Origin of the sequence: Streptomyces sp. 11x1, from assembly GCF_032598905.1 — a bacterium.
In the GTDB taxonomy this organism is placed as follows: Bacteria; Actinomycetota; Actinomycetes; order Streptomycetales; family Streptomycetaceae; genus Streptomyces.
In genome coordinates this window covers 8,794,916-8,815,358 of the sequence record NZ_CP122458.1, presented here as the reverse complement: position 1 = coordinate 8,815,358, position 20,443 = coordinate 8,794,916, and the positions used below count along the sequence as shown (strand labels likewise).

Here is a 20,443-nt window from a genome sequence, read left to right as displayed (position 1 = left end):
GCTGCGGGAACAGGCACCGAATCCGCGGTCGCCGGGCGAGAACGGGCGACCGTACGCGAGACTCACCGGTGAGGTATCACGAGGACGCTCGCCCAGCGATGCGGCGCTGCCACGCGTCGCGCAGTGCAGGGACGATGCCGCGCGGCAGGAACAGCACGACGAGGATGAGAAGCGCGGCGTACACGGCGTAGTTGAGGATGCTGGGGGCGCTGGCGGGCATGCCCGGCCTGGAGCCCAGGTCGTTGAGGAACTGCACGATCAGGGTGGTCGCGGTGGCGCCCAGGAGCGCGCCCCAGATGGTGCCAAGCCCGCCGACGACGGCCATCACCAGGAACTGGATGGACAGCAGGACCGGGAACGACCCCGGATTGATGTAGCCGATGAAGAAGGCGTAAATCCCTCCCGCCAGTCCGGCGAACGCGGCAGCCAGCGTGAACACGGCGAGTTTGTAGCGGGCCACCGGCACTCCGCTGGCGCTCGCCGCCGTCTCGCTGGTGGCCAGCGCGCGCAGTCCGCGGCCGGCCCGTGAGGTGACGACGTTACGGGCGACCAGGACGGTGGCGGCCACAGCAGCCCAGGCCAGGTAGGCGTAGTGGATGTCCTCGCCGAGTTCGGTACCTCCGGCGGAGAGTCGTGGGATGCCCTGCAGACCGACCGAACCACCGGCCCAGTCCGCCTCGCCGAGCAGGGAGATGAGGATGAGCTGCAGGGCGATGGTGGCGAAGGCCAGGTGGTGCCCCCGCAGTCGCAGCAGCGGTCCGCCGATGGCGGCGGCGAACAGTGCGGCGATCAGTGGTGCCGCGGCCAGCGCCAGCAGCGGTGGCGTGCCGTGGACGCCCAGCAGGCCGGCCGCGTAGGCGCCGATGGCGTAGAACGACGCCTGGCCGATGGAGACCTGGCCCGCGTAGCCCATGAGCAGGCTCAGCCCCACGGTGACCACGGCGGACAGGGCGAGCAGGATGTACACCGAGAGCTGGCCGGCGGTCAGCATCGGAGGCAGGGCGAGGGTAACGGCCACCGCCGCGCCGGCCGCGACGAGGCCGGCCCGCCTTCCCCGGCCGGCGAAACGGGCGCCGAGTGGCACTCGGGCGTCCGACGACTCGGTGTCCCCCGCACCGCCGGAGGACTGGGAGGTGGCCCGGTCACGGCCGGAGGTGACGGCGCTCATGTCGTGCTGCCTTTCTGGTGCGGCGGATACGGATCGAGCACGGCCGGGGTGCCCCGTGCGTGCATACGCCCGGTGTACGCGGAGGGCAGCGGGCATCCCACAGAGGACTGATGAGGCGTCATCCGGCCTCCGCCACGACGCTGTGGGTACGGGCCGCCTGCCCGATCATCAGCGCCAGGACCAGACCCAGCGCCACCACGGTCTGGTACGTGGCGCTTCCATAGCCCGCGACCATCGCTTCGGCCACTCCGAGGAACAGCGCACCGGCCAGGGTTCGGCCGATGTGATGCATGGACCCGACGACCGCCGCCGCGAAACCGTTGATGATCAGCGCCACGTCGGAGTCGAAGGCCATCGAGTTCATGGGCGCCAGTAGAACGCCGGCCAGACCGCCGAGAGCGCCGCCGATGGCGAAGGCGATCAGCCCCATGCGGGTGACGGAGATCCCGACGACGCGGGCCGCGTACGGGTTGGAGGAACACGCGGAAAGGGCCTTGCCCGCGTAGGTACGGCCGAACAGCACGGCCATCGCGGCGAAGACGGCTGCGGTGACGCCGATGATGAGCAGATAGTGGGTCTGGATACGAGCGCCGAACACGGTCACGGCACCGGAGAGCCCCTCGGAGGACCGGCCCTGGTCCCCCCAGAGCATGACCTCCACGGCGTACGCCAGAATGCCCAGTCCCAGGGTGACCATGAGCGCGGCCTGGGGCGAGGTGCCCCGCCGGCCGATGGCGACCATGCCGAAGAGCAGTCCCACGACGGCGGCGACGGCGACCCCGAGCAGTTCGGCGAGCCCGTGCGGGAGGCCGGCGTCGAGGAGCGAGATGGCGGTCAGCGCCCCGACGACGGCGAAAGTGCCCTGGGCGAAGTTGACCACCCGCGTCACCCGGTGGATGAGCACCAGGCCACTGCCGATCAGCGCGATGCCGCAGCCGGTGCCCAGTCCGGTGATGAGGTAGACGAGGAAGTCGCTCATTTCGCCTCCCGTGCCGCGGCGTGCGAGGCCTGGACGGTGGTGCCCTGGTTGCCCCGGGCGGTCTTGGCAGTGCCGGGTGTGGGTGCGGGGTCGGCCGTGGCCCGGTCGTGCGGACCCGTGTCGTCCGGACCCGGGTCGTCCTGAGCGTCCGGTGGGCTCGGGAGTCCCTGGGCCTCGCCGAGGTAGGCCCGGGCGATGTCGGGGCTGGCGGCCAGGTCGGCACTATTGCCTTCGGCGGCGATCCGTCCCGCTTCCAGGACGTAGGCGCGGCTGCACAGGTCCAGTGCGAGCCGCGCGTTCTGCTCGATGAGCACAACGGCCGTGCCCTGCTCCCGGTTGAGCTCGGCCAGGTGCTCGGCGAGGTCGGCGACGATGAGGGGCGCGAGGCCGAGGGAGAGCTCGTCGATCACGAGGACCTCCGGCCGGCTCATCAGGGCGCGTCCGACGGCGACCATCTGCTGCTGGCCTCCCGACAGCCCGCCCGCCTTCCGGTCGCGTACCCGCACCAGGTCGGGAAGGAGCTCGTACACCCATGAGGTGTCACGCTGCTTGCGGCGGCTTCGGCCGCGGCCGGACAGCTGCCAGGCGCCCAGGCGCAGATTGTCGTCGACGGTGAGGTCGCCGAACATCTGCCGCCCCTCGGGTACCTGAGCGATCCTGGTCCGTACCTCCACGCTGCCGAAGGCCGGTGTCAGGATCCCGGTCAGGGTGTTGACCAGGGTGGACTTGCCGGCTCCGTTGGGCCCGACGAGGGCGACCATCTCACCGGGCGCAACCCGCAGCGAGACGCTGTCGAGGGCCGTGGCCGCGCCATAGCGGACCACCAGGTCGCGTACCTCGACGACATCGCTCTGGGACGGTGGCGAGACGTTCATGCCGCCGCCTTCGTGCCCAGATACGCGGTGACGACCCGCGGGTCGGTACGTATCTCGTCCGGTGTGCCGTCGGCGATGACCTTGCCCAGGTCCAGGACGGTGACACGGTCGGCGAGGCGGCCGACGAGAGCGACGTCGTGTTCGACGAGCATGATGGTGAGTCCGTCCACGCGCAGTTGCTCGATGAGGTCGGCGAGTCGGTCCCGCTCCGCGGCCCGCAGACCCGAAGCGGGTTCGTCGAGGAGCAGCAGGGTGGGTTGCCCGCACAGGGCGCGGGCGACCTGGAGCGCGCGCTGCTGCCCGAGCGGCAGCAACTCCGCGGGGCGGTCCGCCCAGTCTTCGAGCCCGACCCTCCGTACCGCCTCGTGTGCCCGCTCGGCGATCAGGCGTTCCTCCCGGCGGTGGCGCGGCAGCCTGAGTGCGGCTGCCGCGAACCCTGCGCCGGTGGTGGCGTGGGCTCCGACCATCGCGTTCTCCAGCACGCTCATCCCGTGGAAGGTGCGGGCGCCCTGGAAGACGATCGCGATCCCCAGGCGGGCCCTGTGGTGGGGTGGCAGCCGGTCGATGCGTCGTCCGTCGAGTAGGATCTCGCCCCGCTCGGCAGGCAGTTGACCGCTGACCAGGTTGAACAGGGTCGACTTGCCCGCCCCGTTGGGGCCGATGACGCCGAGGACGCTGCCACGGGCCACCGTCAGGTCGACGCCGTCCACGGCGTACACCCCGCCGAACGACCGTGACAGGCCGCTCACCCGGAGCAGGGGCTCGGTCACTTGGCCACCTTCTCCAACTCGCTCTTCGACCAGACGGTCGGCGCGAACTTGCCGTCGGTGACGGCGTTGACCGAGATGTAGTCGGGGGACAGACCCGAGTGGTCCTTCGCGCTGTAGCGGTAGGTGCCGTTCGGGGTGGTGAGCGTCAGCTCCTCCATCGCCTGCCGGATCTTCTCGTGGTCGGTGCTCTTCGCCTTCTCGATGGCGGCGGCCAGCAGCTGGACCCCGGTGTATCCGTCCTGCGCGAACTGCGGCGGCGGGTAGTTGTACTTCTGCGTAAACGGCTTGTTGACGGCCTCGATGGCCTTCTTCTGCGCTCCGTCCGGCAGCGTGTCGCCGACCAGGCCGATGGAACCGGCGACGACGGCGCCCTCGGCGGCCTTGCCGGCCGGGTCGAGCCACAGCTTGCTGGCCTGGGAGCCGGTGAAGGAGATCGGGATGTCCAGTCCCGAGGCGGCGTACTGCTTGGTGAGGACGACGGAGGCGGGGCCGGTCACCCACACCGCGAGCGCCTGTGCGTCGCTGCCCTTGACATGCGTGAAGACAGCGCTGAAGTCGGAGGCGGTGCTCTGGATCTCCTCGGTGGCGACGATCTTGATGCCGTACTCCTCGGCCTTCGCCTTCATCGCCTTGTAGCCGGCGGTCGGATACGCGGTCTTGGTGTCGTAGGCCACGGCCAGCTTGGTGATGCCCTCCGACTTGTAGTACTGCAACAGCCGCTCGGCGTAGTCGGAGGCCAGGGCCGGTACGACGAAGACGTAGGGGTGGACGGGCGCCACCTGCTCGTCGGCCGGAGACAGGGAGATGTACGGGATCTCCGCCCGGTCCACCGCGGGCAGCGTGGCCAGCGCCGACCCCGCGGACGGTGAGCCGAGGACCGCGGTCACGCCCTGGTCCTTGAACGCATTGAAGGCCAGTACGGACTGGTCGGGCAGGCTCTTGTCGTCCTTGACCGTCAGTTCCAGCTTCCGTCCGAGGACCCCGCCGTCCTTGTTGATCTGCTCGACCGCCAGTTCCGCGGCCTTGCGGCCCTCGGTACCGAGGGTCTGGAGCTGACCGGTGAGCGAGGTGATCATGCCGATCTCGATCGGGCCGTCATCAGCGGAGGAAGACTCGGACGAACCCCCTCCGCACGCTGTGACGGCAAGCGCCAGACCGGCGGCGAGAGCAGCAAGGGGGGTACGAGGGCGCACGGGAACCTCCCGGTTACGGAGCGGGAACGGCATGAAGGAAGGGGCACACGCATCCGGAGGACACCGAACGTGCACAAAGTTGAAGCAGGAAGAGTCGTTTTGCGGGCTTTCGCGGCTTGCTACCCGATCGACGGGTTGAACATAAGCCGGGGCCACATGGCCGTCAACACTTCAAGCCAAGATTCTTGGACTCAAGTCCAAAGCTACCCTCGGGTCCACCAATGGCCGGAACGAGGTGGCGGCGCGAGGCCGTCGGCGAGCCGGGCGAGGCCGCCGTAGGCGGGACACAAACGATCACACCCCTCGGCCGGGGCGGAAGCCATGCCGCTCCAGCGGCGCCGTCCCGCTTCCCCCTGCCGGTCAGGAATGCGCGAGGATGCCCAGCAGGACGATGTCGAGCGCCCCACCGAGGCGACCGGGCAGGTCGAACGGCGGCGGCTCCTCCCGGATCCAGCGCAGAACCGAGGAGAAGTAGCAGGACGCCAGCAGAGCGCCGGCCTGGTCGGCGTCGACCTGCGGCCGGATCTCTCCGCGCCGCCGCCCCTCCTCGACGATCTTCGCGAGTTCGGTCTCCAGGGAGGGGTCCTGCAGCAGGTGGCCGAAGCGTGCGGAGGCGTCCATCAGGACAGTGGTCTCCGCACGGGAGGCGACGTTGAGGTCGGCCATCTCCCCCAGGTAGCGGCGCAGCCGGTCACCGACCGGCAGGTCCTCGGCATGCTCCTGGCCGAGGATGGCCGCGACCCGGGCTCGGCGGCGGACGCCCCACTCCTCCAGGAAGCCGACCTTCTGCGAGAAGTGGTTGAAGACGGTGGCTCGGGCGACGTCGGCGGACTCGGCGATCTGCTCCATGGTCGTCGCCTCATAGCCCTGGGCGACGAACAGTTCCACCGCGGCGCTGTAGAGCTGGTCGCGCACCTGCTGCCGCTTCCGCTCGCGCCGCCCGAGGGGTGGGGAGCCCTGTGCGGGTGCGCCCCCCGCCTCAGAGATCGTCATGGGTCCAGTACAGCACAGGGACGCACAGGTATTGACCCTCCCCGAGCCACCTCTTTAGATTACGCCCCACGAATGGACTCCAGTCCATCAATGGATCCCAGTCTCGACTTTTCCGCTTCGGGACGTGGAGGAGGCAGCGTGGCTTCCGTACTTTCCCCAGCCGGCCGGATCGACCTCGGCCACGGCTGTCATGCGTGGGTAGCGGGTACGGCCGGATGGGGAATGAGCAACGCCGGGCTGGTCACCGGCCGGGGCGAGTCCCTGCTCGTCGACACCCTCTACGACCTGCGCCTCACCCGGGCCATGCTCGACGGGCTGGCGCGGGTGACCGACGCCGCGCCCATCTCGACCGTGGTCAACACCCACGGCAACGGCGACCACTGGTTCGGCAACCAGCTCGTGGCCCACGCCGAGATCATCGCGGCCCGCGGCTCGCTGACCGACATGCGGCAGGTGGGCCCGGCCGAGATGCGGGTACTGACCAGCGCGGACACCGCCGCAGGACGGTTCGCCCGCCGGATCTTCGGCCGCTTCGACCACTCGGAGATCCACCCCGTGCTTCCGCACCGGGTCTTCGACGGCGAGACGGTCCTGGACATCGGCGGGACGGAGGTCCGTCTGATCGACGTGGGCCCCGCGCACAGCGCCGGGGACACGATCGTCCATGTCCCGCGGGCCCGGATCGTCTACACCGGCGACATCGTCTTCGCCGGTTCCACACCCGTCATATGGCACGGCCCGTTCGCCAACTGGCTCGCCGCCTGCGACCTGCTCCTCGGCCTCGACGTGGACATCATCGTGCCCGGACACGGCCCGGTCACCACGAAGGAGGCGGTCCGCACCGTCCGCGACTACCTGTCGTACGTCCACGAACAGGCCACGGCCCGCTTCGGCGCGGGCATGCCCGCCGAGGCGGCCGCACGTGACATCAGCCTCGGACGCTTCGCCGACCTCGACGAGAGCGAACGCCTTGCCGTCAACGTGCACACCGTCTACCGCGAGCTCGACCCCTCACTGCCCCCGCTCGACGGCCCCCAGTTGTTCGGCCGCATGGCCGGCCTCGCCTGCCCCTGTCCCGGCCTCTGAGCCGCATGAGCCCCCGGTCCGCTGCCTGGCCGTATCGCCTCGGTCTCCACGGACCCGCCAAGGAGAAACATGGTCACCAGCACCGTCCGCGGCGCACCCGCCGTCCCTTCCGGCGGTCCGCCCGCCCGGCACACCGGCGCCGTCATCGCCGGATGCCTGGCGATCCGCCCCGCCTGGCTCCACCCCGCCCCGACCGAGACAGAGGAGAGCGCGGCGTGAAGTTCGCGACCTTCGTACACGACGGGAAGCGGCAGGCGGGAGTTGTCGCCGACGACCATGTCCACCCCTTCCGGTACCCCGCCGAACTGCTGGACCTGATCGTGGAGGGCGCCGAGTCCCTGCGCGCTGCGGGAGAGCACGCCCTGGCCGGCTCGCTGCCGGTGCCCGTGGCCGATGTCGTGCTACTGCCGCCGCTCCAGCCGCCGACCGTCCGTGACTACATGACCTTCGAGAGCCATGTCGCGGGTGTCGCCCGGGGATACGGTGACACCGTCCCCGAGGAGTGGTACGCCGCGCCCGCGTTCTACTTCACCAACCCGTACGCGACGATCGGCGCACACGATGACGTACCCGTGCCACCCGGCTGCCTCCGCTTCGACTTCGAACTCGAGGTGGCCGCCGTCATCGGCAAGGCCGGCCGGGACCTGACCCCCGAGCGGGCTCGCGAGCACATCATCGGCTACACGATCCTCAACGACTGGTCCGCCCGCGACCTCCAGGGCCGCGAGATGAGGGTCAAACTCGGCCCCGCCAAGGGCAAGGACACCGCCACCACCCTCGGTCCCTGGCTGGTCACCACGGACGAACTCGAACCCCACCGCGACGCGGAGGGCTTCCTCGACCTGGCCCTCACCGTCCAGGTCAACGGCGAGACGATCGGGCGGGACAGGTTGGCCAACATGGCCTGGACGTTCGAGGAGATGGCGGCGTACGCCTCCCGCGGCACCTGGATCCACCCCGGCGACGTCCTCGGCTCCGGCACCTGCAGCAACGGTGGCTGCCTGGCCGAACTCTGGGGCCGCAACGGCGCCCTGGAACCCCCACCGCTCATCCCCGGCGACCACGTCACCATGACGGTCGAGGGCATCGGAACCCTCAGCAACACCGTCGTCGAGGGCGTCGCTCCGGTTCCTCTGCCTCCTGCTCGCCGCAGGCGATGACCGCCGCACGTCCGGGAAACAGGGGCGGGGTCACCCACCGGCGTTGACGACACTTTGACGACACCCCGGTGCCGGACCGCCCGTCCGGCACCGGCAGAGAGGCACAAGACAACGTGGACAAGGTCATGGCCTCGGCCGCCGACGCGGTCGCCGACATACCGGAAGGCGCGTCGCTGGCGGTGGGCGGCTTCGGGCTGTGCGGCATCCCCACCGTCCTCATCGGCGCCCTGCACACCCAGGGCACCGGCGGACTGCGCGTGGTCTCCAACAACTGCGGCATTGACGGCCATGGGCTCGGCGTCCTGCTGACGGCCGGCCGGATCGCCCGGGTCACCGGCTCCTACGTCGGGGAGAACAAGGAGTTCGCCCGCCAGTACCTCGCCGGTGAACTGGAGGTGGAGCTCACCCCGCAGGGCACCCTCGCCGAACGGCTGCGCGCCGGCGGCACCGGCATCCCCGCCTTCTACACCCCGGCCGGGGTCGGCACCCAGGTCGCCGAAGGCGGACTGCCCTGGCGCTACCGCCCCGACGGCAGCGTCTCCGTGGCCTCCGCGCCCAAGGAGACACGGGAATTCCGCGGCCAGACGTACGTCCTGGAGGAGGCCATCACCACCGACTTCGCCCTCGTGCGGGCCGCCCGCGGCGACCGACACGGCAACCTCTACTTTCACCGCAGCGCCGCCAACTTCAATCCCCTGGCGGCCATGGCGGGCCGTATCACGATCGCCGAGGTCGAGGAACTCGTCGAACCCGGCGCCATCGACCCGGACGCCGTCCACCTGCCCGGCATCTACGTCGACCGGGTCGTGGGCCCCGTCCCCACCGACGACAAGGGCATCGAGAAGCGGACCGTCCGCACACGGAAGGAGCGGCACTGATGGCCTGGACCCGCGACGAGATGGCGGCACGCGCCGCCCTCGAACTGCCCGACGGCTCCTACGTCAACCTGGGCATCGGTCTGCCCACCCTCATCCCCGACCACCTCCCGCCCGGCGTCGACGTGGTGCTGCACTCGGAGAACGGCATCCTGGGCACCGGCCCCTACCCGGCGGAGGACGAGGTCGAACCCGACCTGATCAACGCCGGCAAGGAGACCGTCACCGTCCGGCCCGGCGCCTCCTTCTTCGACTCGGCGCTGTCCTTCGGGATGATCCGCGGCGGCCGCATCGATGTGGCCGTGCTGGGCGGCATGCAGGTCTCCGCAGCCGGGGACCTCGCCAACTGGACCGTACCCGGCAAGATGATCAAAGGCATGGGTGGTGCCATGGACCTGGTGCACGGCGCCCGCAAGGTCATCGCCCTCATGGAGCACACCGCCAAGGACGGCACGCCGAAGATCGTTGACGAGTGCACGCTCCCGCTGACCGGGCGTGCCTGCGTCCACCGGATCATCACCGACCTCGCCGTACTCGACATCACGGCCGACGGCCTGTCCCTGGTCGAACTCGCCCCTGAAGTGTCCCTCTCGGACGTCCGCGCGCGCACCGGACCGAAGGTGGGAACGGCGCTCTCCGTCCGCCACAGCTGACCTCCACCAGGAAGAGCGCTCCGTATGTGTCCTGTCCTCACCAACCCTTCCAACAGGCAGCGGCTTACTCCGGGGCCAGGCGGCGCCGCTTCCTCCAGAGACTGGGAAGGATCGCGGTCGTTGGCGGACTGATGTGTGCTCAGAGCACGAAGGCCCTTCCGTCCGCCGGACGGAAGGGCCCATGACCAGGTGTTTCTCTGGGCCTCCGGCAGGTTTCGAAGCTGCGACATCCGCTTTGAACGATACGACGGTGCTGCTCGGTCTCGACGGGGTGTCCGTCGCCCGGGTCGAGCGGCCGGCGGATGGGACACGCCGAGTCCACTTGGTCACCGCCGATGAGAGGGCCTGGGCCTGCCCGGCCTGCGGAGTCTTCGCCACCCGGGGGAAGGGCTCCGCGACCACCCGGCCCCGCGATCTGCCGTACGGCGAGAGCGGACTGGAGTTCCGCCGGCACAAGCGTCGCTGGTGGTGCCGGGAGCCCGGCTGCCCGCGCCGGTCCTTCACCGAGCAGATCCCGCAGCCACCGGCCGACGCGCAGATCACCATGCGACAGCGAGGTGCCGCCGGGCGGCGAATCCGCGACGCCGCCCCCACCGTCATCCAGGCCGCCCGGGATCTGCACCTGTCCTGGCAGACCGTGAAGGACGCCTTCCGCGCCTCTGCACGCGAGGTGATCGAGGCACCGCTGCCAGAGGTGCGGGTGCTGGGCATCGACGAGACCCGGCGCGGACGGCCGCGCTGAGAACAGGACCCCGCCACGGGAAAGTGGAGGCTGACGCGCGACCGGTGGCACGCCGGGTTCGTCGATGCACTCGGCACCGGCGGCCTGCTCGCCAGGTCGAAGGCCGCCAGCGGGAGGGCACCGATGGAAGCGGGCTGGTCGACGATCACCAGGACGGTGCGAACTTGGTCTTCAGCTTCTCGAAGACGTTCCGCAGTTTCGGTTCGGTGTTGGGCAGCTGCTTGTCGAAGACCTTCTTGCCGGCCGGGGTGAGCCCGTGCCCGTGGTGGGCGGTCTTGCCGACGTCCAGACCGAGGAAGACGCCTATCTCGTCGCTGACGTACAAGCCGTCATCCCGAACGGATGTCGTGCGTGCTGGCCGGGGCGTTGGTGTCGTGCGCGCATCCGCGTTATGCAGACCTGCCGCCCGCGAACTGCCCGGCATTGCGCCGGACCGGACGGTGGCCGGACCTGGTATCAGCGTCTCCAACGGCGCCTCTCGGGTCCGGTGGCGCCCTCCAGGTCATCAGTTCGACAGGGGAACAGCCACGCGGGGCCCGGAGGCCAGCGGCCCTCTTGCAGGACGACGGACCACATTACGGGGGGCATCACGTGGCGGGCGATGCCTGCGGATTTCCCCGCGTGGGACCGTGTCTGCGCCAGGCCGACGTCAAAGGCCGGGCTGGCTGCGGGATCGCGTCCATTGGTCGAGCGCGCTGATGGCCCGCCGCAAGCCGAGACCGTCCTCGGTGAGCCGGTACTCGACGCGGGGCGGAACCACAGGGTGGGCGGTGCGTGCGACCACGCCATCGGCTTCCAGTGCCCGCAACTGCTGGATCAGCATTTTCTGCGTCACGCCTGGAATGAGCTTCTCCAGTTCAGAGAATCGCAGGACGGGGTGCCGGAACAGGTGGTAGACGATCACCAGTTTCCAGCGGCCCTCCAGCACCCGCAGACCGGCCTGAGCGTGATCGACCACGCACTCGACATCTGGCACCGACCTTACTTTTTTGTCAGTACTTGTCATTTGGTCAGCTTAACTTAGTGTTGCCGGTGGACATCGTGTCGCACGGGAAAGTGCAGCTCACAAACTGTGTGACCCCTTCTAGCGGACAGGAATCACTCGATCATGAGCATCACTCACATCAGCCTCTGGTGGCTGAAGGAACCCGATAACAGCGAGCATCACTCCCAGATCCAGAAGGCATTGGAGTCGCTGCGGGACGTCCCCGGCGTCCGCGATCTGACCTACGGACCTGTGTTGTCCGGAATTCCGAAACCGGCCGGGACCTACCCGCGTTTCGAACAGGCCGTCAGCGCCCTTCCCATCGAGTACGACGCCACCTACGACTACGGGATCTCGATCACGTTCGACTCCACAGAAGGGGTGGACGCCTATCAGCCCCATCCGGTGCACGTCGCCGCAGTCGATGTCATCGGGCAGTTCACCCGAAGGATCTACACGCTCTACTTCGATGACTCGGCGGTTCACGCCGGGGCTGCCGTCCGATAACCGCTGAATCTCAGCTTGACGTTTGCCGTCTACGGTCGAACATGGCCTCGAACTTGCTGACGATTTCGGCTGAGTGCCTGACGTGAGAGGGGCCTTCGCCTGATCCTGTGCTCCGTCACAGAAGCACTTGACCAGTGGCAAGGTCGTAGCCATGAGCCCGCTTCAGCGGGACGTTCCGCGGGATGCGTTTGCCGAAACACCACCAGCACCGAGGCGATGATCTACCGGTCGATGACCCTGCTCATGACCTGCCGCCTGGCCCGCTCACCCTGCGGGCAGGCCTGAAGCGGCCCGGCGCCGGCCCGGTCAGCCAGCCGCGCGCGACCAGGCGTTTGGCCTTCGACCTCAACGCCTCCACCCGCTCCGGAACCAGGTCCGTGCCGAACAAGGCGGCCATCTCCTGGCAGGTCAGCGGACCCTGCCCGAGCCGGGCCCGGTCCGTGAGCGCGGCGAGGATGCGCTGGTAGTCCACCGACAACGCCGACCACGCAAGCCCTTCACGCCACACCGGCACTGCGACTTCGTCTTCGCCGATTCCGGGGTTGGCGACGCCTCCTGGGCCTGCCCGTCGGCGGCCGGCGCCGGCCGATCGGCCCGGTCGCCGCCATGCCCGGTACCGTCCGCCGGGGCAAGCACCTCGCCCACCCGCGAGCGAGCGATGGCCCATTCCTTTGTATGACGCCCCGTCTCAAGTGGCGACCAGCAGGCCGGGCGGGAGGTCGGCATTCTGGTCACCCGGAGGCGGCCAAGTGGGGCGTTGCGGTGCTGAAGGTGGCCGGAGTTGACCAGTCCTGTTGTCGGAGCAGGTCCAGCAGGGCGGTTTCGGCCGGTCCCGGGTCGCGGCGCAGGCCGGCCAGGACCCGTTCGGAGAGGGCGGGGGTCAGTGGCTTGGCCAAGTGGGTGTAGGGGGTGGGGACGGCGGAGGCGGGGATCATGGTCACGCCCAGGCCGTGGGCGACCAGCCGTACCGCTGTGGAGATCTGGGATGCGCGGGCCACGGTCGCGGGAGTGAGTCCGGCGTCCTTGAGGACCTGGCCGAGTTGTCCGTCCAGAAGGCTGCCGCGGGTGAACCGCACCCAGGCTTCGCCGGCCAGGTCCTCCAGCCGTACGGAGTCGGCCTGGTGCAAGGGGTGGTGGGCGGGCAGGACTGCGGCATAGGGTTCCTCGCCCAGTTCGTAGGGGTCGTAGCCGCACTCGGGGGTGAGGCGGTGGTACAGCACCAGGTCGACCGTGCCGAGGTGGTCGAGGTGTTCCATCTCCACCGGCGTGGGTTCTTCGACGAGGGTCACCTGCAGGCGCGGATGGATGCGGCGCAGTTCGCCCAGGGCAGCGGCAAGCTGGTTGGTCGCCAGGCCGGTCGAGGCGACCACGACGAGTTCGCCCGTCAGATCGCCTCCGCTGGCACGTGCCACGACGCGGGCTCTGCGAGCGGCGTTCACGGCGATCTCAGCCTCTTTGAGGAAGGCCCGCCCGGCGACGGTCGCGGCGACTCCGCGCGGGATCCGGGTGAAGATACGGACGCCGAGATCCTTTTCCAGCGTCGCGAGCTGTTGGGAGACCGTGGGCTGGGCGACGCCGAGCCGGGCGGCGGCTGCGGTGACTGAGCCTTCCTCGGCCACGACCAGAGCGTATTCGTACTGGCGCAGGTTCATCGGGTTTCTCCCCCAGATCGATCCATAGAGGAACTCTATACCAGCCATGTAAATGGACTATTTGCTTCTATGCTTCGTCTCTTCCTACCGTGATGCCCACGACGCGGTCAACGCGAGAAGTTCCTGCGGAGCACCGTTGCCGCGCGCCTTCCCTGAAGACGGCGAATGCGTTCCGTCACTGACACAGGAGTGGAAATGGGAGAGAAGTCTGCATTTCTGGACCGAGAAGTCCAGGAGCTGATCGACAGGGCCACGGAACTCATCCCCAAGCTCGCCGACATCGGCAACCGCTCGGACCGGCTGAGCGAGGACCCGACGGCGGCGATGAGACTGCTCAACGACGCCGGCTTCTGGCGCCTGCAGGTCCCCGCCGCGTACGGCGGGCTCGGCGACGGCCGGATCGGGTTCGGACTGGAGTCCCTGTACAAGATCTATCTGTCCATCGGTCGCGGAGATGCCGCCGTCCTGCTCAACACCATCGTCGGCTCCGTCGCCCTGGCCGAGTTCTTCAGCAGCGACTTTCCCCAGGCGACCAAGCGTCAGGTGGCCGAGGAGATCGCCACCGGCCGAAGGTTCCGGTTCGTCGCGTCAGGCTCGGAGACCGGTGTCACCACCGGCCCGACCACCGCACGCAAGGTCGACGGCGGGGTGATGGTCAACGGCACCAAGTCCTTCAACAGCAACAGCGGCAGCGCGGCCGAAAGCTATGCCAGCGTCTCAGCCCAGCTGGAGGGCTCGACGTCCCTGGTCACCTCTCTGATTCCGCTCGACGACCCGGCCGTGCGCCTGCACGGCGACTGGGACGTGATGGGCATGCGCGGCACCCAGAGCCAGCGCATCACCTACGACGACGTCTTCGTCCCCGACGGCTGGTACACCGTCCAGGCCGCGCGCGATCCCCTGCTGTTCCCGCTGGCCCAGGCCGGCCAGGCGATGATCGTTCTCGGCCCGGCCTACGGGGCGCTGGACGCGGCGATCGACTACGTCAAGGCGTCCACGACCCCCACCGTGAAGATCTACGACTCCATCCAGGTCGACCCCTTCGTCCGGCGACGCATCGGCGAGTTCCGCATCAAGCTGGACTCGGCCCGTGCCCTGCTGATGGAACTCGTCCGCACCATGGAAAACGCCGACGAGACGACCGACATGGCCCAGCTCATGATCGACGCGCTCTCCGCCAAGACCGCCGCGACCAGCATCGCCGTCGAAGTCGCATCCGGGATCGTCGACCTCACAGGGACCCGCAGCGCCGCCGCCAAGTACAACATCGACCGCTTCTGGCGCAACATCCGCACCTTCTCCCAGCACGACCCCAAGGTCGATGCGGCGCAGTACTTCGTCGGCGGCTACCACCTGGCCGGAGAGGTCCCGGGCATGGAGGTCTACGTCCGTGTCTGACCGACTCCAGCACTCCCCACCGGCCCAACACGACACAGAAAGGGAAACCCCCGTGACCGAACCCCACAACGACATCGAGATCGCCGGACCCTTCCGGGAGGCCATGGCCTCGTTTCCCAGCGGCGTCACCATCGTGACCACGGTGGACGAGGACGGACGCCCCTGGGGGTTCACCGCGAGCGCCTTCTCCTCGGTCTCGGCCGAACCACCGCTCGTCCAGGTGTCCCTGTCCCGGTCAGCCGAGTGCCACCCGGTGTTCGAGCGCTCCTCACGGTGGGCCATCAACATCCTCCACGACGGTCACCACGCGCTCGCCCGCCGGTTCGCCACACGAGGTGCGGACAAGTTCGCCGGCAACGAGTTCCGCCTCACCCCCGAGGGCCTGCCATACCTGCCCGACGCGTCGGTGCGTCTGGACGTCTCCGCCTACGACCGCCACGTCTCCGGCGACCACACCATCCTCGTGGCACGCGTGCACGACGTCCAACTCGGCCAGGAACCCGCGACCGTCTACTTCCAGCGCGGCTTCCACGCACTGGCAAGCTGAGATCCACCCTTCCGGTGAGTCCACCGCCCAGGGGCCGCACGTTCAGCCGTGCGGCCTCCGCATGTTCCCGAGCACCCGCGACCGGTCAATGCCCGGATCGGCCCTTCGGAGCGAGAAACGCAGTGCGGAGTCCCACCGACACTTACTCCAGCTCACGCAAGGTGAAGCACGGAGTATCCATGATCGAACCCTCACCGGCGTCGGCGAGGGACGACCGCCGCTGATCGGCTTCCGCACGGTACCGACGCCCCGGGTGTGGCCCAAGGGCCCGGTTCGTCAGCGCAGTGCGATCGCGTTGGCGGGTGATCCCACTTCCCCGACGATCGTCCGTGGCGCGGCGGTGAGGAGAAAGGACCAGCGGTTGTCGGCGGCGCAGGCCGCAGCCAGCGCGTCGAGGTCCCACAGTTCGCCGAGCGGCATGCCGAGCAGTCCGATCAGGGCCCGGTGCATGATGCCGGAGTGCGGGTCGCGATGGCCGTCCTCGCGTTCGGCGCGGGTGAAGAACGGGCTGTCGGACCGGGCGGGCCAGCATTCGAAGGCAAAATTGTCCGCTGCGGCGAGGCTGACACGGCGGTCCCACAGCCAGGCGAGGATGTCGTGCGACTGGTCGAGGCCGGGGTGCACCAGGGTGTGTTGCAGGTGGGTGCGGGTCTCCTCGGTGGCCGACTCGCGGTACCAGGTCAGCCAGCCGAACCGGATGAGCACGATGTCGCCGGGGCGGATGGCCGTGCCCTGTGCCTGCCCCGTGTTCTCCAGATCCTCGGCGGTGACGGCCTGACCGCCCTCCTGGTCCAGCGGACGCCCGGCCTCGCGCAGGAAGCGTTCGACGTCGAGCATTACGGCGCGTCCCGCGATCGGTAGCGCGGCGAGGTGATGGATGCTCAGCAGTTCGTCGCCAGGTGTGAAGCGCGTTGGGTCGGCGCCGTTGTAGAAGCCGTGTTCCGGATGCGCGATGTGGCGCAGGCCGTCGAGCTGGGAGCCGTACTGCGGATAGAAGCGGTTCAGCCATTCGTCGCGGTGGAAGGGGGTGCGCTCAAAGATGTGATGCTCCGCGGGACTGCGCGTCGGGGCCGGCGATGTGGAGATCGCGGTGGACGGAAGGTCCAGGGAGAACGCCTCGCCGGTGCGTACCTCGGCCGCCGCGGCGGTCAGCGAGTTCAGCCGGAGCAGATTCAGGGTGCGGAGTTGGTCGTCCTTTCCGAACAGGTACCAGCTGGCCCCCCGGAGGGTCGTCGGTGCGGGCGAGCAGTTGCTCGTAGGTGGGGAGATCGCTCAGGTCGGGTGTCACATTCACCAACTCCGGTTCATGCGGGCGGATGTGGATCGGTGCGGGGTGCGCGGCCCCCTCCGATGGCTTCGCTGATCCGCCGGGCGGCGTGCAGCAGGGGCGGCAGCAGCTCGTCGACGAGCCGGTCCATCGAGCACTCGACGGTCCCGCAGGACAGTGCGAGCGTGGCTACGACCCGGCCGTCACCGTCGGTAACGGGGGCGGCGGCGGAGCGCCGGCCGAGCTCGAGTTCCTGGTCGACGGCGTCCCAGCCGCGCTGCCGGACGAGTTCGAGTCGGGCACGCAGGGTTTCTGCCTCGGTGACCGTCCGGCCAGGTACTGCTCCAGCTCGGCCGGTGTCAGATCGGCCAGCAGGACATGTCCCATGGAGGTCGCGTGCGCCGGAAGCCGGGTCCCGACGGCGAGGTTGATGCTGGTGACCCGCTGCCGCTGCACGCGGTCGACGTAGACGATCTCCGCGCCGTCGAGGGCGGCGAGGGAGGTTCCGATGCACAGGTCGTCGGTGAGGGACTCCATGATCGGGCGGGCCACGTCGGTGAGGCGCACGGAGGACAGGTAGGCGTACCCGAGGGCGAGCACCTTGGGAGTGAGCGCGTAGAGGTTGTCCTCACCGCGCGCGTAGCCCAACCGCTCCAGGGTCAGCAGGATGCGCCGGACCGTCGGCTTGCGAGATGATGGATTTGAGTAGCTAGGCCACCACTCGGCCGCGCTGGTCGTGGGTGGGCGGGGTGCAGGCCGCCGGTGGTGGGGGCGGGCACCAGGATGAGTCACGCGGGCATCGGCGGAGATCCAGACCAGCGAGGCATCGGTCAGCGGGCGGCCCGGCTTCCTCCTGGCCGGGTCAGCGCTTCGGCGACCGCCGAGAACGGCGCGTCCAGCCTTGTGCGGCGCACTCAACCTCTCGCGGCATCGTCGCTGGTAGAGCGACCACCAGTGACAGAGAGTTAACGAGTGCCTTCATGATTTGCCAACAAGGATTCTCCACTCACCCCCGACCTGCGCGTCTCAGACCATGATTCGCCGACTAGAGTTCTCGGTCACAGGCGGGAGCGGGCGCATAAGATCGCCGGCATGGCGCTGCGACCCGTTCAAGTGAACATCAAGGCTCTCGACGCCGGGGCGGTCGGACGGTTCTGGGCGGAGGCGCTCGACTGGACCGCCTACAGCCCCGGCGTGACCACCTATGTCGGGCCCGCCGGCGGTCTGGTCTGGCCGCACCCGGTCGCGGTCGGCATCGACGTCGTTCCCGTCCCCGAAGGCAAGACGGCGACGAAGAACCGTACGCATCTCGATCTCGCCACCGCTTCCGGGGCGCACCAGGCGGAGCTGGTCGCGCGGCTGCGGGCGCTCGGCGCGACGCCCGTCGACGTGGGCCAGGGCGACGTCCCGTGGACCGTCCTCGCCGACCCCGAGGGCAACGAGTTCTGTGTGCTGGAGCCCCGGGAGGTCTACCGGGACACCGGCCCGATCGCCGCGATGGTCGTCGACTGCGCGGATCCGCGGGCCATGGCCCGGTTCTGGGGCGGGGCGACGGACTGGGCCGTGCACGAGGTGACCGACGACCAGGCCGTGCTGCGCTCCGCGCAAGGGGTCGGCCCCTACCTGGAGTTCCTCCGCACGCCCGCCAACGCTCCCGTCCCGGACCGTGTCCATCTCGATCTGCTGCCGTACCCCGGTGACGACAAGGCGGCCGAGGTGGCCCGGCTGCGCGCCCTCGGCGCCACCGACCTCGACGTCGGTCAGGGCGAGGTCCCGTGGACCTGCCTGGCCGACCCGGAGGGCCACGAGTTCTGCGTCCTCGCGCCGTCCTGACGCACCGTCCTGACGCGGGGCCGCGATCGCCCCGGTCCCGTCACCCCGGCACCTCGTGCACGGCCCTCCCTCTCAGGAGGCCTGCCCGTCGATCGCCCTCCTGGTCAGTACCTCCATCACGGCGAGCGGCAGGGACGGGTTGGCGGCCGCGGCTTCCGCCACCGGGGCGGCGGGGTCGGAGAGCAGCTCGACGACCATCTCCGGCGGGAGCGCCGGGTGGCGGGCGGCGAGGGGCCGGAAGCGTGCGTCCGCCAGGCAGGGCAGGAGCGCGGGGGCCGTCGCCCGGGGGTGCCGGGCGATCTCGCGCAGCGCCTTCCGCACCGGCGGCCGGTGCCGGGCCACGCGCTCCAGGACGGCCGGGGTGGCGTCCGGATTGGCCGCCGTGCCGGTGAGGACCTGGGCGCTGTGCCGGTCGACCATGGCGTGCAGCCGGGCCTCGGTGAGACCCGGGTGCGCGGCGACGGCCGCGACCACCTTGGCGTCGGGATCGTCGGCCAGCGCGTCACGAATGCCGTCCGGCAGATCACGCCGTCGCGCCAGGAGCGCGCGTACGGCGGCGTGCGGCGACCGGGCCAGCTCCTCGACCTCGGCGGCCGTGGCGGAGGCGATCCGTGGCAGTGGCATGGCACCGATCCGGGTGGTGGCGGTCAGGTCCGCGAGGACGTCGAGCGGCACGCGTGGGTTGTGCGCGAGCGCGCGCCGCACGTCGGGCGAGCTGTCGCCGGCCAGCACGCGGATCAGGGTGTCGTCGATCGCGGGGTTCGAGGCGAGGTCGGCGCGCACACCGGGCGTGGGGTCCACGGCCAGTCGCGCGTACGCCTGCGGAGGCAGGCCGGGGCGGGCCGCGAGCGCCCAGCGCAGCAGCATGGAGGGGTGGTCGGCGAAGCCCGCTGCCGCCTCCGCCGGTGTGGCCGGGTTCTCCAGGGCCGCCCGCAGGATGTCGAGGGCGGTGGACTCGTGGGAGCCGTCGCAGGAGGCGCCCGGCCGCAGCTCACAGTCGGGCCGCGGGCAGTCCGGGCTGTGTGCGAACGGCGGCTCCTCCCGGTCGCAGACCAGGCAGTGCCGGGCCGGAGGCAGCGCCTCGCCGCCGACGAGGGCGGCCAGCACCTCCGGTGGCGTCGTCTCGTTGGCCGCCACCGCGCGGCGGACCTCGGCGTGCGGATGCCGGGCGAGCCGCGCGGCCACGTCCGGCTCGCCCCACAGGGCCAGCTCCACGACGACCCCTACGTCCGGGTCCGCGGCGAGGGTCTCCACCACATCCGGCGGCAGTCCCGGGCAGGCGGCCAGCCGCTCCCGGTGTGCGACGACCGGGGACGCGGCGAGGAGGCGGGCCCACGCGGGGTCGCCGGCGCGTTGGTCCAGCAGGGCGAGGGCGACGCGTGGCTGTGCCGTGGGGTCGGCGTCGGCGGCGGTCAGCAGGCCCTCGTACGCCAGCAGCACACCGCCCGCCTCGTCCCGCGCGGCCAGCGTGATCGCCTGGGCCCGGCCCAGGTCGTCGCGGCGGGCGAGTTCGTCGTCGATGTCGGGGTCCGCGAGCGCAATCAGCCCGTCGACCAGCGCGACAGGCAGCGCCGGATTGCCGGCGAGCCCGCACAGGAGAGGATCCACAGGGGGCATCCTGCCCCGGGCTCCCACCGCGCGGCTCCTGGTTTTCGCCGCCGCGGGGCCTGGTTTGACCGCCGCACGGCTCCTCCCCTTACCGCCGCGCGGCTCCTGGTATCACCGCCGCGCGGCTGTTGTGGTGCCTCGGCAGTCCACGT

20 protein-coding genes and 3 pseudogenes are annotated in these 20,443 nt (G+C 69.9%); 10 read left to right on the top strand and 13 right to left on the bottom strand.

Annotated elements, in window-relative coordinates:
- Positions 1 to 76: 76 nt before the first annotated feature.
- The 6 genes from P8T65_RS38755 to P8T65_RS38730 form a co-directional block, all read right to left on the bottom strand.
- Positions 77 to 1,168, bottom strand: coding sequence for a branched-chain amino acid ABC transporter permease (locus P8T65_RS38755; RefSeq protein ID WP_316730020.1), 1,092 nt, complete (start codon positions 1,166 to 1,168; stop codon positions 77 to 79).
- Positions 1,169 to 1,286: 118 nt separating this feature from the next.
- Positions 1,287 to 2,147: a branched-chain amino acid ABC transporter permease gene (locus tag P8T65_RS38750; protein ID WP_316730019.1), complete on the bottom strand. Its 861-nt coding sequence runs from the start codon at positions 2,145 to 2,147 to the stop codon at positions 1,287 to 1,289.
- Positions 2,144 to 3,022: an ABC transporter ATP-binding protein gene (locus tag P8T65_RS38745; protein WP_316730018.1), complete on the bottom strand. Its 879-nt coding sequence runs from the start codon at positions 3,020 to 3,022 to the stop codon at positions 2,144 to 2,146. Before P8T65_RS38745 ends, P8T65_RS38750 begins: the two co-directional genes overlap by 4 nt.
- Complete coding sequence (locus P8T65_RS38740) at positions 3,019 to 3,792, bottom strand: ABC transporter ATP-binding protein (protein WP_316730017.1); 774 nt, start codon at positions 3,790 to 3,792, stop codon at positions 3,019 to 3,021. Before P8T65_RS38740 ends, P8T65_RS38745 begins: the two co-directional genes overlap by 4 nt.
- A complete protein-coding gene (locus P8T65_RS38735) occupies positions 3,789 to 5,018 on the bottom strand; it encodes an ABC transporter substrate-binding protein (RefSeq protein WP_316730016.1) in 1,230 nt (409 codons plus the stop codon). Before P8T65_RS38735 ends, P8T65_RS38740 begins: the two co-directional genes overlap by 4 nt.
- A 327-nt stretch (positions 5,019 to 5,345) precedes the next feature.
- Positions 5,346 to 5,978 (bottom strand): TetR/AcrR family transcriptional regulator, encoded by a 633-nt coding sequence (locus tag P8T65_RS38730; RefSeq protein ID WP_316730014.1) that lies wholly within the window; start codon positions 5,976 to 5,978, stop codon positions 5,346 to 5,348.
- A gap of 138 nt (positions 5,979 to 6,116) precedes the next feature.
- On the opposite strand from P8T65_RS38730, the gene P8T65_RS38725 reads away from it, so the two are divergent.
- The 6 genes from P8T65_RS38725 (at position 6,117) to P8T65_RS38700 (ending at position 10,494) form a co-directional block, all read left to right on the top strand.
- Positions 6,117 to 7,064, top strand: coding sequence for an MBL fold metallo-hydrolase (locus tag P8T65_RS38725; protein ID WP_316730013.1), 948 nt, complete (start codon positions 6,117 to 6,119; stop codon positions 7,062 to 7,064).
- Between the two features lie 69 nt (positions 7,065 to 7,133).
- A complete protein-coding gene (locus tag P8T65_RS38720; RefSeq protein ID WP_157873169.1) occupies positions 7,134 to 7,283 on the top strand; it encodes a hypothetical protein in 150 nt (49 codons plus the stop codon).
- Entirely contained in the window at positions 7,280 to 8,224 is a 945-nt protein-coding gene (locus P8T65_RS38715; RefSeq protein WP_316730012.1) for a fumarylacetoacetate hydrolase family protein, read from the top strand. Before P8T65_RS38720 ends, P8T65_RS38715 begins: the two co-directional genes overlap by 4 nt.
- Before the next feature lie 113 nt (positions 8,225 to 8,337).
- Positions 8,338 to 9,102: a CoA transferase subunit A gene (locus P8T65_RS38710; RefSeq protein WP_316731862.1), complete on the top strand. Its 765-nt coding sequence runs from the start codon at positions 8,338 to 8,340 to the stop codon at positions 9,100 to 9,102.
- Entirely contained in the window at positions 9,102 to 9,752 is a 651-nt protein-coding gene (locus P8T65_RS38705; protein ID WP_316730010.1) for a CoA transferase subunit B, read from the top strand. The genes P8T65_RS38710 and P8T65_RS38705 overlap by 1 nt, the downstream gene beginning before the upstream one ends.
- 235 nt (positions 9,753 to 9,987) lie before the next feature.
- On the top strand, positions 9,988 to 10,494 hold the full coding sequence (locus P8T65_RS38700; RefSeq protein WP_316730009.1) for a transposase family protein: 507 nt from the start codon (positions 9,988 to 9,990) through the stop codon (positions 10,492 to 10,494).
- 107 nt (positions 10,495 to 10,601) lie between these two features.
- Here the strand turns inward: P8T65_RS38700 and P8T65_RS38695 are convergent.
- A pseudogene (locus tag P8T65_RS38695) lies at positions 10,602 to 10,819 on the bottom strand (transposase); the annotation flags it as partial.
- Positions 10,820 to 11,143: 324 nt separating this feature from the next.
- Positions 11,144 to 11,500, bottom strand: coding sequence for a helix-turn-helix domain-containing protein (locus P8T65_RS38690; RefSeq protein ID WP_316730007.1), 357 nt, complete (start codon positions 11,498 to 11,500; stop codon positions 11,144 to 11,146).
- 102 nt (positions 11,501 to 11,602) lie between these two features.
- On the opposite strand from P8T65_RS38690, the gene P8T65_RS38685 reads away from it, so the two are divergent.
- On the top strand, positions 11,603 to 11,986 hold the full coding sequence (locus P8T65_RS38685; protein ID WP_316730006.1) for a Dabb family protein: 384 nt from the start codon (positions 11,603 to 11,605) through the stop codon (positions 11,984 to 11,986).
- Between the two features lie 241 nt (positions 11,987 to 12,227).
- On the opposite strand, the pseudogene P8T65_RS38680 reads toward P8T65_RS38685, so the two are convergent.
- A pseudogene (locus P8T65_RS38680) lies at positions 12,228 to 12,712 on the bottom strand (hypothetical protein).
- Positions 12,713 to 12,717: 5 nt separating this feature from the next.
- Complete coding sequence (locus P8T65_RS38675) at positions 12,718 to 13,638, bottom strand: LysR family transcriptional regulator (RefSeq protein ID WP_316730005.1); 921 nt, start codon at positions 13,636 to 13,638, stop codon at positions 12,718 to 12,720.
- 195 nt (positions 13,639 to 13,833) lie between these two features.
- Here P8T65_RS38675 and P8T65_RS38670 point away from each other — a divergent pair, with 195 nt between their 5' ends.
- Both P8T65_RS38670 and P8T65_RS38665 read left to right on the top strand, forming a co-directional pair.
- Positions 13,834 to 15,036 carry an acyl-CoA dehydrogenase family protein gene (locus tag P8T65_RS38670; protein ID WP_316730004.1) on the top strand — a complete coding sequence of 401 codons (1,203 nt, stop codon included), beginning with the start codon at positions 13,834 to 13,836 and terminating at the stop codon, positions 15,034 to 15,036.
- A 52-nt stretch (positions 15,037 to 15,088) separates the two neighbouring features.
- Positions 15,089 to 15,583 (top strand): flavin reductase family protein, encoded by a 495-nt coding sequence (locus tag P8T65_RS38665; RefSeq protein WP_316730002.1) that lies wholly within the window; start codon positions 15,089 to 15,091, stop codon positions 15,581 to 15,583.
- A 276-nt stretch (positions 15,584 to 15,859) separates the two neighbouring features.
- On the opposite strand, the gene P8T65_RS38660 is transcribed toward P8T65_RS38665, so the two are convergent.
- Positions 15,860 to 16,588: a cyclase family protein gene (locus P8T65_RS38660; RefSeq protein WP_399103344.1), complete on the bottom strand. Its 729-nt coding sequence runs from the start codon at positions 16,586 to 16,588 to the stop codon at positions 15,860 to 15,862.
- A 299-nt stretch (positions 16,589 to 16,887) separates the two neighbouring features.
- Positions 16,888 to 17,237, bottom strand: a pseudogene (locus P8T65_RS38655) (IclR family transcriptional regulator C-terminal domain-containing protein).
- Positions 17,238 to 17,942: 705 nt separating this feature from the next.
- Between P8T65_RS38655 and P8T65_RS38650 the strand changes: the two are divergent.
- The gene (locus P8T65_RS38650) at positions 17,943 to 18,683 is read left to right on the top strand and encodes a VOC family protein (RefSeq protein WP_316730001.1); all 741 of its coding nucleotides are present in this window, start codon (positions 17,943 to 17,945) and stop codon (positions 18,681 to 18,683) included.
- Positions 18,684 to 18,755: 72 nt separating this feature from the next.
- Here P8T65_RS38650 and P8T65_RS38645 read toward each other — a convergent pair whose 3' ends face one another.
- Positions 18,756 to 20,291, bottom strand: coding sequence for a hypothetical protein (locus tag P8T65_RS38645; protein WP_316730000.1), 1,536 nt, complete (start codon positions 20,289 to 20,291; stop codon positions 18,756 to 18,758).
- Between the last annotated feature and the right edge of the window lie 152 nt (positions 20,292 to 20,443).